Origin of the sequence: Chitinophaga sp. YR627, from assembly GCF_900114995.1 — a bacterium.
Taxonomy (GTDB): Bacteria; Bacteroidota; Bacteroidia; order Chitinophagales; family Chitinophagaceae; genus Chitinophaga.
In genome coordinates, this window is record NZ_FOUX01000002.1 from 873,347 (window position 1) to 887,123 (window position 13,777).

The 13,777-nt window shown below is 42.5% G+C and carries 7 protein-coding genes; 5 read left to right on the plus strand and 2 right to left on the minus strand.

The genetic code is table 11. The annotated features are described in order from the left end of the window. Nucleotides 1-6: 6 nt before the first annotated feature. Together BMZ72_RS12120 and BMZ72_RS12125 are read right to left on the minus strand one after the other, a co-directional pair. Nucleotides 7-6,477: a DUF5977 domain-containing protein gene (locus tag BMZ72_RS12120; RefSeq protein ID WP_089808598.1), complete on the minus strand. Its 6,471-nt coding sequence runs from the start codon at nucleotides 6,475-6,477 to the stop codon at nucleotides 7-9. Nucleotides 6,478-6,975: 498 nt separating this feature from the next. Continuing rightward, nucleotides 6,976-9,444 (minus strand): trehalase family glycosidase, encoded by a 2,469-nt coding sequence (locus BMZ72_RS12125; RefSeq protein WP_177222772.1) that lies wholly within the window; start codon nucleotides 9,442-9,444, stop codon nucleotides 6,976-6,978. A gap of 152 nt (nucleotides 9,445-9,596) precedes the next feature. Here BMZ72_RS12125 and BMZ72_RS12130 point away from each other — a divergent pair, with 152 nt between their 5' ends. From BMZ72_RS12130 to BMZ72_RS36555, 5 genes are all read left to right on the plus strand, one after another. After that, nucleotides 9,597-10,871: a neutral/alkaline non-lysosomal ceramidase N-terminal domain-containing protein gene (locus tag BMZ72_RS12130; RefSeq protein ID WP_089808602.1), complete on the plus strand. Its 1,275-nt coding sequence runs from the start codon at nucleotides 9,597-9,599 to the stop codon at nucleotides 10,869-10,871. 18 nt (nucleotides 10,872-10,889) lie between these two features. Then, on the plus strand, nucleotides 10,890-11,717 hold the full coding sequence (locus BMZ72_RS12135; protein WP_089808604.1) for a hypothetical protein: 828 nt from the start codon (nucleotides 10,890-10,892) through the stop codon (nucleotides 11,715-11,717). A gap of 384 nt (nucleotides 11,718-12,101) precedes the next feature. Continuing rightward, nucleotides 12,102-12,617: a hypothetical protein gene (locus BMZ72_RS12140; RefSeq protein WP_218155234.1), complete on the plus strand. Its 516-nt coding sequence runs from the start codon at nucleotides 12,102-12,104 to the stop codon at nucleotides 12,615-12,617. Beyond that, nucleotides 12,614-13,294 carry a hypothetical protein gene (locus BMZ72_RS12145; protein ID WP_089808606.1) on the plus strand — a complete coding sequence of 227 codons (681 nt, stop codon included), beginning with the start codon at nucleotides 12,614-12,616 and terminating at the stop codon, nucleotides 13,292-13,294. The genes BMZ72_RS12140 and BMZ72_RS12145 overlap by 4 nt, the downstream gene beginning before the upstream one ends. A 121-nt stretch (nucleotides 13,295-13,415) precedes the next feature. After that, nucleotides 13,416-13,583, plus strand: coding sequence for a hypothetical protein (locus tag BMZ72_RS36555; protein ID WP_177222773.1), 168 nt, complete (start codon nucleotides 13,416-13,418; stop codon nucleotides 13,581-13,583). Nucleotides 13,584-13,777: the final 194 nt, after the last annotated feature.

The window sequence follows — 13,777 nt, forward strand, 5'->3', positions numbered from 1 at the left end:
TTCCGGTCATGGCAGATTATGAATTACGACACCTGCATTTCCCGTTTTTAAGTCAGCAGGATACCCATCGGTCAATGATTTAATGAAAAAGTCCGTTACAGGAGCCTGACATGACTGACAGTTCCACTCATAAAGATTATTTCCTTCGAAGCCCTGTAGATAAATAAGGCCAGATGTTGTGAACGTTTGTACGCCGGCTGGAATCCTGACGATAAAAGGTGAGCTCGAGTTAATACCACTTCCTGGTTTTGAACCTGCCGGAGGTGTGAATAAATTAGAGCCTCTGTACAGTACGCCATTAGGACTGGTCCTTAACTCTCCAAACAATAATACTATGTCAGTGGTCGTCGGTTCCGGGAACTTAAAGACTAAAGTAACACTTCCCTGCTGTGTACATCCTCTATCAGAACAGCTCCATGTAACGGTCGCACTAACCGGACAAATACCGTTCTGGTTGGCGTACGCCTGTCCCAGTACATTCGCTCTCACCAAAGCAAGGCTATCCGCCTGTGCCTGGCTTACCAGCGAGGAATCCGTTCGTGCAGGATGCTGGTACGTTACCAGAGATCCTGTACCTCCGCTGCAATCGTTCTTACGGAAATCTTTGCTGAATGCAATACTATAATAGTAAGGAAGACATATACCATTTGCGTTTGCGTAGTCCTGCGCATTCATATCAAGATCGGCCGTTGCTTTGGCATCTGCATCTGCCTGACTGATAACAGACGTATACTCTCCCGCCGGAACGACATAGGTAATAGAAGTAGAACCAAAACCTTTTCCACAGTCCGAGCGCAGGAGCGAACGGCTGGTTTCTACGTTCGTATAGTATTTCGTACCACAAGTATTTCCACCTGCGTATTCTTCATAGCTAACAGGAACGCAATTCATTACAGTGGCTGCTTTAAGATTGTCCGTCACTTTCCAGAATTGTCCGAATGTCACGATGTCAGAAGCAACAACTCTGTTGCTGTCCAATACCAGGGAATATCCAGACGCATTTTTTATCAGTGGATTATTCAGGGATGTGATCTGTCCAGTCTGCGCTGCAATGTTCCTTCTTCCTGAACGTATTATTCTCATTTTGAGATCATTCCCGGTGAATGGAGTACCATTACGATCAACAAAATAAATATCAGGTGCTGCGCCTTCTGTCTGAAGATTTGCATCCACCGCATATAATGTAGTCAACGCGGCGAAGGTGGCTATTTCAGGATTACAATCTGTTCCTCCTGTCTGCGGTTTAGAAGCTACAATGATCTCATCACCGGAAGTGAAATAATCGGCAGCTGTCTTTAACGTATCAAGACCTTTTACAATCTTACCCTGCTTGATATAGATACCGGATAAGGTCGTGTTAATGTTCTTATATGCACCGCTCATGCCGTCGTAGATCCATGCGGCCGGCATAGTGAATTTGTATACAGGATCATCAAACTCATTATACGTGCGGATCAATACAGGCTCACCTGTTTCTGCGTCAAATAAAAGGTTCTTGGTACCCACACTACTACCCTTGTCCACTACAACAGTACTGTCCAGAATACCATGCCGGTTGATAAGCTTTGTAACACCAATTGACTGGAATTTCGTTTCCTCACGTTGGCCAAGGTTCCATAAGGTAGGCAACAGAAATACTGGCGGGAATGGAAATGTAAAGTTATCACCGTTTAGATTTAGATTAAGTGCATTTGTAACAGAATGTTGTTCACGCATATCCATCATCAGTTCAATATCCTTACCGATAGAAGCTGTGCTATCTATCACGCCCCGCTCATCAATTGCCATCACGGTATTATTCAGATGTTTGGATATCGAATTCTGGTTATCAACCTTATAGAAACTCTCGCTATATGCAATTGGTGTCTGCGCATTTGCTTCTGAATAGGTGGCACTTGAACGAGGCTTCCCATTCATATCATTCAACTCTACTTTAAAACCCTGGCTGACAGCTACAAAATGACAGGCATTAATACGCAGGAAATTGCTCAATAGTGGTTTATAACGTTTCTTACTATCTGCCAGCATCGTCATATCTGTGAGCGTCGGGAAATCATAGCTGGTATAAAAACCGGTTTCGGTATAACCATTGGCAGACCTTACATTCTTTGCATGGATAGTACGCACACGAACTTTGCTGTAACCTACAGATGGCGCAGGATAGAAGGTTTCACCTAATGGCTTCTCTGTGTATCCTATGCTGATCGGCGCCAGTACAGCTACCTGCTCTTTATAAGTGATAGGAAGGCGCCACGGATTCTCCTCACCACCAATTGCCGGTTCGAAAGTCGCTACCCCACTACTGATAGTACTCTCAATACCGTTCACCGCACGGGTTGTGGTATACTGATATTCCTGACCGTAAACCGATTCGCGCTGGTTTGTCATCTTATCCCAATGGTCATAAATACGAACACGCTTCACACGTAAACCACCACCGTATTTTTTATAGTAAGGACTATTCAGTCGTACAAATGATCTGGAAGTATCAATTCGGCTGGCCCAGTTTTTAGAACGGGCCAGGTTATCGAAGCTGGTCACCATTTCAAGTACATTCGTGGCTTGTGACAGCAGGATTTTAACGGCATCTCCAAAATCGATGTCGTCCCCCACGTCAGAACCGGGATAAGCTTTCGACGGAAGACTAAGACGGAGGTATTGAACAGTTGCTTTTGCAAGCGGACTATAAATACTTCCCAGCTTGCCTGTTTCGCCGGATTGGGTAATAGCTTTCATTTTCAGCCACATAGTCTGACCTCCGTTATAATAACCGAAAGTTCCAGGCTCCAGGTTAGCATAACAGGATACATATTCATAACCGTCTCCAAACTTGTCTCCTGGCATTTTCACATACACCTTAAAGAACAGTGTATCCATTCCTTCCAGGTAGCGGCTATATAATTCTGCATTACTTGTCACTGGTTTTGGGAGTCTGACAGAGACAAACAGATAGTCATTAATGCCCCCATATAATTTTGTATCAAGATCCGTCAGCGTCTCTGGTTTTTTGTCAGATAAGCCTACAATTTTAAACATTTCTGCCGCACGCCTGTTTTGCACAAACGCATAATCATCACTCTCGTAGTCGATCTTCATCCTGCCACCCGAGGGTAACACGATGGAATCCAGTGTCCATGCGGCAGCATTTTTTGCAGCCAGGGTACTATCCTGCAACGCATAAGGATACTCTGCATTGGTCAGGAGATTACTGGTTGAGGATCCTGGATTCTGCAAAGGATCTTTGTAGTTCCCCCAACGGTCGTAAGATTTAAGATTATAAGATGGATTATTTGCGTTGTAATTGAATATGTAAGGATTACGCTCCTTCTTATTGTTACCATTATAGGTAAACCAGATACGTTTCAACGTAAGCTTACCCTTACTGCTGCCTTTTACAAGACCGCTACAAAGATCATAACTATATGTAAAGTGAATAGTTTTAACCGGTCTGGCTTTCAGGGGATCGCGACGATAGTCCGCCTTTATATAAAGGTTGATCTCATCGAGCTTCTTTAATACCTTCGCTGAAGAGGTTTTGCCATCTTCGTCTATTGATGGCTGGTCATCACGATCGCTGAGTTTGAAAGTAGCGATCATATTCCTGGACTCAATTGAATTGAGATACCAGATCTCTTTTTCCCCATATACATAGCTACCCTTGTCGTCACGGTTGTCTGTCCGCAGACCTTCATTATAGGCTGCGCTGTCTGTATAGGGAGTTCTCCATTTATAAGGATTCTTAATCCCCGCTATCTTCGAGTAGTTGAACTTAACAGCATCGCCAAGGTCATCATCAGAAATACCATCTCCGGTACGATCTACATAATCAGGTGACAACAGCCCTGTCAGCAGGAATGAATGCGCATAGGCAGGCACTTCCTCCTTATTAAAATAATTGTCTTTCCCCTTGGTATTATTAACGGTATTATCAACACCAGGCTTATATTTCACAAGACCATTCTTAGCATTTCCATCGGCGGCATCTACTGAGAATGTGACATCTTTCTGCTTCAGATTATATACAGGAATACCATATACATACCGGCGGCCGTCACTGTTTAAAACACTGATTTCGGAGATATGATTTTTTTTCCGGAAATCGTTTATACGCTTTTCTCTTGACAGTTGTCCGTTACCCACAAGAAAGGTATCTGTAGCTGGCATCAGATAAAGGCTCTTACCATGGATAGGTAACAATGGCAGACCGGCATAAAACCAACGGAACTGCAGTGTTACTTTTCCTTTAGCCTGGTAATATTCAAGCCTGATATTATATAACTCACCGGCTACCATATTCACTGTGGCTGTATCTGGCGCTTTACGATGATCATTCCAACGATTAATGAACATGGAATCATTGATAGAAAGTCGCACGCCATCATCGGAATGGGTTACTATTTTATAAGTACCGGTAACGTCTGCTTTTATCCTACCCGTCCACCGAACCGAAAAATTATTCTTCACCGTCGGTGCGCCTGCAGGCCTGGCATTATTGAACTCATCCTGATTCTGGTAGTTGATGATCGTGTCTACCTTGGAATAAATCAGTCCATCAAAGTTTTTGCCTGAATAAACCTGCGCGAAGAGTCCGTTAGGCCCAGCATCAGTTTCTGTCGGTAATTCAAGCTTACAATTACTTGCGCCATAATTATTGATGCTGTAGTTGTCAATATATTTAGATAATCCGGCAACACCTGCCTCCTCCGCTGTCAGGTAGGATATGACCTGCGTACGTTTGTCCCTGTTCTTTTTATAAACATTATCAGGGCTCATTGTTTGCTGTCCTGCTCTCACTTTATTCACATATCTGTTCAGGATATTTGTCGGAGTAATATACGGACTGCTTTTGCTTGACTGATACAATTCCACTGCTACAACATCGTCGCCACCTATATTATCATAAAAAGCCTTTGTGTTTACAGCTTTCTCGCCCGGATTCCTGAAATACGCTGCTTCAAACTGCTTGTCAGACTTTCTGAAAGACAAAAGCGAAGACAGCGGATTCATACTTCTCCATGGACCATTCTCTGTATAAGAACGGTTTAAGTTCAGGTCAACACCCCAATGTACGAGATCGCCCGCAGCGATGTCTGCACTAAGACGCCCGGATCTGTCTTTTGTCCTCATCCGATGATCATATACAAAACCAATATCACCTCTGTAAGCGCGGAACATTCCTCCTGTGCCCTCACCGGACATCGAAAAAACATCATAGGTATATGAAGGCACAGCTATATTCGGAACTTCCGGTTTCTCCCGGTAAGGCATGTCCTTTTCGCGATTGAAATCGAGCAATGCACCACCAGATGGATCAGCATTCTGATAGTTCAGATATCCGAACGCCGGAATTGCCAGCTGGCGATCTTCTGGTTCTATGCCTTGTTTGGATACATAACCGCTCACAAAAATATTCCCATCCAGGATCTTTACCAGACCACCTAATTTTGCTGTTACACTAATAAGTGAACTGGTATATGGTACTGTAATTGTTGGAGTAAAAGAGGGATGTGCAAAAGACATTTCAGTATCGAATGCACCACTGCTTCCCTGCCTGTTGTTCTTTGTAGAAGTAGTATACTGTCTTAAGCCGGCTGATGATGTCAACGATTTAAGGCCTGTTCTGGTATTGGCTGACAAAGAACTGGAAACGCTGAATGCCGCGTGGTTCATATTTTCTATCGCCTCCTGCTTACCAACTTCCCAGGAGAGAGAATTGCCCACGGAGATACCTCCCTGGGAACTGTTAGTGAACGACAAGCCAGATGTAAGCGTACCCATATTTTTGGCGCCTACGTTTATACTCGCATTCAGCCCCGATTCAATACCGAAACCAGTATAATTACTATGTGTGATTCCAACACTGGCACCAAGGTTCACCCCTAATCCGCTATCGGACTTCTGGTTGGAAGCTTTTGGCATACCCGCCAGTTCGAAGCTTGCACCAACAGTAACTCCTACATTTTTACTTGGCTTTATGTTGACTGTTTTATTGATGGTGTCCGTTCCGTTAAAATCATCCGGAATACCTCTCAGGTTTCGTGTAATGGTACCCGGGTTAATATTCCATCCCAATCCCACCCAGCTTGCTTCCTGATCCATACTGATGCCACTGTTATATCCTATAGCGATGGGATAACCTCCGACATCCAGTAAAGGAATATTGTAGGAAAAATCCCCACTGAAAAGGTCCACCATGTTGTCACCATTGATAGAATGGAATGACTGGCTTTCTGGTTGTGTCGGACCTCCTATATAACGAGGTGATGACGCCGAAGATCGCACTTTAACAGTTGCAGGAGGAATAGGAACAGTTGTTTTTTTAGTATATGCGTTGCCTGACAACGGGGCTGCTGGCTCGCTTATACTTGTCCCATGTGCAATAACTGTGTTAGAAGGAATTACAATTTCAAAATAGAGCAGGAAGAGCATAAAATTGGCAATGCTTCTTTTCCTTCTCGCAACAAACTCAATTATCATCGAGGTATATTTATTCTATAGGTATAAGGTTATCTTACCGTACGCGAACGCGATATAGGCCTGACAGCTTATTGTTTGTCAGGATTATATATTGTCCCTTGTAAAGAAATATAAATGAATGCGTTAACTATAAACAGTCGATCCAATCAGGGCCAACACTTACTTAAATAAATTATTAAGTAAAACGGCTAACAAATCTTTACGAAGCAGCTGCTAAAATCACAGAGCATTCTCTCATAGGATATGATGTCTTTCTTTTATCGTTTACGTTGCAAGTCATAACTGGCATAGAACCAATTTATAACAACTAAACACCATCTACTTTGGGTACTTTGGTGTTTCTCAAACACGAAACAAAATTAGTACGGAAGAAATTATTCTGCAAAAAAATATGCACTTTTTTATCAATGTGTGAATAATTCTAACACGCACCGGCCAGTAACCAGTGGGCGGAATTTAACTACTTTATTAACTGGAAAAGGTGCTACTGCCTGATAATTACCTGATTGTAACTGCAATCTCGCCTTCTTTATCCGATTGATTAACAGAAAACAGTAAAGTTCCATCCCTACTGCTTTTTGCTTTCCTGTATAAGACATCGTTAATAAATATGCGATAGTCATTATCTGGCTTAAGCTGCATCAGCTGATAAGTTACTTTCTTCTTTGTCCCACCTTGACCCGTCTGGCTCCATGAATAAGCTGCCGGGTTCCAGGACCTCAACTTAATACCCAACTTATTATCAACCAGGACCTTCATAGACGCACTTTCATTTGCACCATGGAAATAGGTAAGTTCATTTTTTCTAAAAAATGATCCAAACGCTTTATTATCCGTTATTTTAAATTGCCCGTTTGATATAGTATAGCGGTCGACAGCCAGGTCTATTTTCAACTTTTGATCTCTGTAATTGTATTTTATGCTGGTACCTGCTAATTCATCAGTAATGTGAGGATCAAGATAAAAGCGATTATACAGCGGGTTGATACCATAAATAGCCTGATACAATCCAACAACAGACAGACAGTTACCCGATAGTATATCGTCTCCCAGCCCTTCTTGTTTTATTCTTCCATATCGCTGATAGGCGAGACCATCTTTTGCATATCGGTCCAGGACATTCCTCACATACTTCAGCGCGATTTCCGGCTTATAGGCGGCATATACTTTAACGCCCAGGGCACCCCAGGATAGAAAGATATCGCCATTCTCATAATTGGGGAAAGGATACTGCCAGTCCTGACCTTCGCCCGCAGCATAGCTGGTCATACATAAGGGCCAGAAAAAGAGGCGTTCTTCCTCCATTTTAGCTTCGATACGATCCAGTATCGTCCGAATCCTTGATGAGTCATCGCAGATACCATAGCCGATGGCCATAAAGTTGACAGGTGTGACCATATTCCGGCCATGGACAGAACCATTCTTATCCCGCCAGTGAACATAACACTGATTTTCTTCATCCCAAAAACCACCATCTTCTGTACGTTTATTGAAACTGGATTTTAGTTGTTGCGCAAATGAAGCATAGTATTTTGCTCGCCCAATATTTCCCAGCTGTTTTTCAATATTAGCCCACAAAACCAGGGCGTGATATAGTTTTGCATTCACAAAAGCATTTTCGTAGGAAGCCCAGATAATGTCTATCCAGTCGCTGCTTTTTTTCTGCTGCATGCTGTCGTTCATCATTTCCACCAGACCATTATGATCACGATCTCTTTCGAGTAGCCAGTCCAAAGCCTTTTCACAGGATAGCTGATGTGTTTTAATCCAGGATTTGTCACCGGTCTGGTCAAATAATTCCGATACGTTTGTTACAAAGTCAGGATTCGCGTCCAGCAGGTATCCCCACTGCGCCTCATAGAAACCTTTTTCATTAAATACTCCAGGCATTGCGTCTTCATTCGTATAAGCCCATCTGCTGTATACCCTCCCATCGGGTTTGATGGCATTGTCCCGGTAAAAGTCCAGACACTGCTGATACCCTTTAAGGTAAACCGGATCATTGATCGCAAGGCCCATTTGTCCAATATACTGTTCATGCAGACAGATCGGTCCGTAAGGGGTATGCCAGCTGTTTCCACCGAAATGATTTTTGTCGATCACACCTATACGGGCAATCGTATTCAGCACATCACTGATCTGTGCGCCATTAAGACCTACGAAATTTCCTCTGTCATATTCTTCTTTGAAATCATAGTATGAAATTGTAATCGCCTGTTCAGAGGTGCCTGCATTAATTTTGATCGGCGCCCAGACATTTGTTCCTAATCCACGCAGATAGCGCCTGCGATTTGTACCGGAATCATACCGTGGTAGAATGTTTTGTGAAGCTTCAGCTGCAGACCATAACAATTCATCATTGGCCGTACGACTGTAAATTGTTGCGACTTCTTTTCCCGGAGCATCGATTACAACATTTAAACCATTGCCCGTTTTACTATTCCAGAATTTGGCAGAACGACTATGTGTACCATAGGTATCCAGCTTTTGATTAAAAAGATAAAACCAGGCAAGACCTCCGTAGTCCTGAAACGCACCGTCCCAGACGTTAATATTACGAAACAGAATGGCTGGAGATAATAATTGCGCGACTTCAATATCTCTGGGTACAGTACGTCGAATACTAAGTTTAATAGCACTATCACCAGGCGTAAGGGTCCAATGTTCTGTGATAGAAAGATTCGGACCGCCATATTGTATATCTGACAGTATGATGGTGTTGTTAGCAATCTTAACAGATGGAGATTTTGCAAGATGTAATGTCGAATAGATTGTATCTTTTAATCTGATTTCGGAAAAGATCCCTTTTTGCCCGTTTATCAGTTCCTGACCATTGACAGTCAGAAATGAGATATTAGCCTGTTGGTCGTAATTCAGGCGGACTTTCATTTTGGCATTGCTGAACACTACCTGTTTGGCGTTTGTGTCATTGACAATACTGATGTATTGTGCCCTTAGGAAAGGCATTATTGAACTAAAAAATACCAATAGAAACAGGGTCTTGTTGATCATTTTTATTCATTTATTGCAAAGTCAAATAGTATCAGATTAAAAATACCTATTTTACCAATATACAAAATGCCCACCCAAAATATAAACAAACCCAACTTTATCCGGTTATGAAAAGACTATTCAATTACCTGTTTATTACAATATACATACTGAGTTCTAATACGAGCTATGCCGATACCGGCAAACTGTTGGCCGGCACCAGCAAAATCAACATTACACCTCTGACAAATCAGCCAATCCATGATTCTGTATATGCCCGCAGCCTTGTACTGGATGTGAGCGGTCAGCGCATCGCATTTGTATCTGTAGACCTGCCTATCTTTACCAGCGAACGCGTTGAGCAGATATGTAAGGAGAAATACCATATTTCAAAAGTAGTACTCTGCTCCTCTCACAACCACGCTGCTCCCCTGGTGGATAATAAAATTACCTTTGCGCTGAACAGTCCGTTTCAGGCTTTCTATGAAGATCAGGTTATTAAAGTTGTAGGCGATGCAGTGGTTCATCTGTTCCCGGCTAAAATAGCCGCAGGCAAAAGCACCTTTCCCCAGCTGGGATTTAACCGTCTCATAGTAAGAGAAGACGGTCGCGCCAAAGAATCCTGGATAGGCGATGCGCATTACAGGGTAGAAAACCCTGAGCGTATTCCTTTTGGCCCCGTAGATCCCGAAGTAGGCGTGCTGAAAATAACAGACCTGCAGGATAATCCCCGTGCACTGATGATGAACTACGCTATGCATGCAGATGTGGTGTGTTTTAATTATGAAGTATCTGCCGACTATCCCGGTGTAGCTGCCCGCAAAGTAGAAGAAGCTTTTGATAATAAACTCAACTGCCTGTTTGTGAATGGTGGCGGTGGTAATATAGAATCGCTCATGATCAGTCCCCGTCGTTCCGGCCCAACAGATCCCGTAAAGACTGATTACGCACCTATGGAGCGCACCGGGGAATTATTAGCCTGGGAAGTGAGCAGACTGGCAAGAAATATTGTGATGCCTGCAGATGCACAAACAGACATTAAGTATAAAATAGATTCACTACATTTCATTGGCAGACATGACACAAAAAAAGAGTTCAACGTGCATCTTATCACTATGCTGATCAATAAAAGTATCTCCCTTGCCATTTGCCCAGGAGAAATGTTTGTGCAATTTCAGTTAGACTGGAAAGATAAAATGAAACTGGCCGCGGCCAATGGCTTTTTGTTTGGCTATTGCTGGAGTGGTGGTAAATGGCCCGGCTATATTGCCGATGTCCGTTCTGCAGCGCTGGGCGGATATGGCGCGGACGGAGGCAATGTGATACAGGTAGGCGCCGGTGAAACCATTATGGTCAAACACCTTCAGAATTACTATGAGTTAACAGGACTCATGCAGCCATAATACTACAACCTATACCTTATGAATAAAGTACAATTCATTGAAAAAGCATTTGCAGACAGATTCGAATATCATCTACCTGTCCCATTCAATGGTTTTTTAAGTAAATCTGTTTTTGATGGTAAATTTGATCTGGAAGGACCAGCACTGGAAGCATTCAATCATTGCTTAAGCGAGCAGGGTGTATCATCTTTTGCATCCCGCGAAAACTCACTTCTGTATTATCTCATATTGAAAGAGCTCTTCCCTGGTAATACATGCTATCTGATCTATTTTGACAGTGAACATGCGGCGCTAACATTATCTCCCACACTACAGGCAAGAAAATGTGAATGGCGTTATTCGATAGAGTATATAGAAGGTAATGAGCTTTGTACTTTATTAGGCTTTCAAAACCCTGCCGGATTCTTAGAAGCCGTCAACTACTCGAACAGAGATCTGACAGATAGGTATTTCTACATTGTTGAAATAAATCAAACCGACCTCGCCAGATATGTAAAGTTATATTCGAGCGATGTGACCAATTGGAGCTTCGCTTTTTGCCCCGTTGAAAGTAAGGAAACAGTATTACAGTTATTCACTGATCCTGCACATAAGCCATCGCTACCGCAATTATTAGCGCATATAAACAGCCTGGTAAATATCCAGATCGGGGGTGACAGCGGATATCTTGATTACGTACTTATTCAATCAAAGCATCACATTGATATGGCTCCAATGGAGCAGACCATAAATACATGTGTAGCACTGTATGAAACATTACTGGATGAAGTGAATCCGATAGATGAGGACTGGAAAGTTGATTTTTATAAAGAAAGGCTCAATGGAATTTTTAACGATGCCGGGTAGACTTTTTTATATAAGATGATCTTTGAATCTCGCCAGAATGATCAGCACCTTTGCTATTATGGTTAAATCACCTGTGGTGGATCAAATTGGTCTTTTAATACATTGAGCTCGTTCTTGATCAATGGTAATAGCTCCTCTCCTAGCTTCCAAAGTTCAGTACTTCCTGTTTTAGGTTCGTACCCTGTCGATTCATATGCAGGCTTGGAATTTGTAATTGCTGTTTCTATAACAATAGGATGAACATTTGAGTTGAAACCGCCCTTAATGGTCTTTGTGAGATAAAATGTGAATAACCCAATAAAAGCAATTTATTAAATAAGAATTTAATTTATGATTCATGATTTGCAATTTGCGAATTGTTGATTTTTTCGGTATATTTGTTTTATGAGATTACATAATGGAATGCGACCTCAGGATATTGTTATACTATTGAAAATCATTGCAAAAGAAGAGCAAAACTGGAATAATAAACAGTTATCGGAAGAGCTTTTCATCAGTGCGTCGGAAGTGTCGGAATCATTGGGAAGAAGTGGTATTGCTGGATTAATAGATAGGGATAAAAAGAGAAAAGTGTTTCGCCAGTCCTTGATGGAATTTCTGCAACATGGAATCCGGTTCGTTTTTCCTGTACAGCTGGGAACGCTTATGAATGGTATGCCAACGGCACATTCTCATCCCTTCATGCGCACTCATTTTAGCAGTGAGGCAGATTATGTCTGGCCTGATGCCCGCGGATTTGACCGTGGGGTAAGCATTGAGCCATTATACAAAAATCAGGTACAGGCAGCAAAGCTGGATAACTGCCTATACCAAATGCTTGCATTGGTGGATGTAATTCGTGTGGGCAGAGTGAGAGAAACGAATGTAGCAGTCGATGAGCTAAAAAGAATGATACTATGAGTCATCACGCAAATATAACCAGGATCAAAGCGGTAAATAATGCTCTTGGGGCGTTAAAAAATGATGTTGTTTTCGTCGGCGGCGCAACTGTCAGTTTATACGCTAACAGACGTGCTATTGAGGTACGCCCGACCGATGATGTTGATATCGTCGTCGAAATTGCTTCCTGGCACGAATATGCTAAACTGGAGGAACAGCTTCGCGGTATGGGTTTTACAAACGATGTGACCAGTAATTTTGTTGGTCGTTATCTATTGCCTGGGATAATCGTGGATGTTATGCCGACCAACGAAGCAATACTGGGATTCTCTAATGCCTGGTACGAGAGTGGCTTCAAAAATGCGATTGATTATGCCATTGATGAGCAGCATACAGTTAAAATATTCTCACCCCCTTATTTTATAGCTTCAAAATTGCAGGCGTTTAAGAATCGTGGAAACAATGACGGCAGGATAAGTACTGATTTTGAAGATATAATTTTTGTACTGGATAATAGAAGCACTATATGGGAGGAAATGAAAAATGCTGATGATAAGGTACGGACGTTTTTGCTGGAGGAATTCAGTGCCCTGCACAATCATAAATACGTTGAGGAGTGGATTGAGGCACATGCAGGCTATAGTTCGCCACCTAGCACTCTTTTTATTCTGGATGAGATTCGAAAATTTAGCGAATAGACCATTTCATCTTTTGGGCATAAGGAATTAAGTCTATATAGCATTTTCTGTTATCGCTATATCCGCTGTGTTGAAAGGCCACCATTGGATTGCATACATAATACCGACCCAACCCGGCCATTTGGCGATCAGAATCTCTATCTTCTGGCATTTTCAGGATGGTATCATAAAACTGTTCCCTAACAATGTAAAGCATGGCGCCCGCAAAGTCGGTCACGGTCTGGTCATCATTAACAGCAAACAACCGCAGATCCTGTTCAACTACTCCCAACTGGATCGCGGAGGTTGAGAAGAGGCCTTATCCAAATGCTCACAGGCGCGTCCAAAAACAACCCCCATTTGAAATACATGATGAACTGAAGCCTCACTAAAATCTACAAGCGCACGCACTACTTCATCGTACATAAACCCCGCTATCTCAAAGTCTGTTTTATACACTTTATTATATGTTTCAATAGTCTTCCTCAGCAGATCTTCATAATT

Bases quoted from the DNA above. Each gene is read 5' to 3' on its own strand.
- BMZ72_RS12135 (WP_089808604.1), top strand. From the start codon at position 10,890: ATGAATAAAGTACAATTCATTGAAAAAGCATTTGCAGACAGATTCGAA.
- BMZ72_RS12130 (WP_089808602.1), top strand. From the start codon at position 9,597: ATGAAAAGACTATTCAATTACCTGTTTATTACAATATACATACTGAGT.
- BMZ72_RS12145 (WP_089808606.1), top strand. From the start codon at position 12,614: ATGAGTCATCACGCAAATATAACCAGGATCAAAGCGGTAAATAATGCT.
- BMZ72_RS12120 (WP_089808598.1), bottom strand. From the start codon at position 6,477: ATGATAATTGAGTTTGTTGCGAGAAGGAAAAGAAGCATTGCCAATTTT.
- BMZ72_RS12125 (WP_177222772.1), bottom strand. From the start codon at position 9,444: ATGCCTTTCCTAAGGGCACAATACATCAGTATTGTCAATGACACAAAC.
- BMZ72_RS12140 (WP_218155234.1), top strand. From the start codon at position 12,102: ATGAGATTACATAATGGAATGCGACCTCAGGATATTGTTATACTATTG.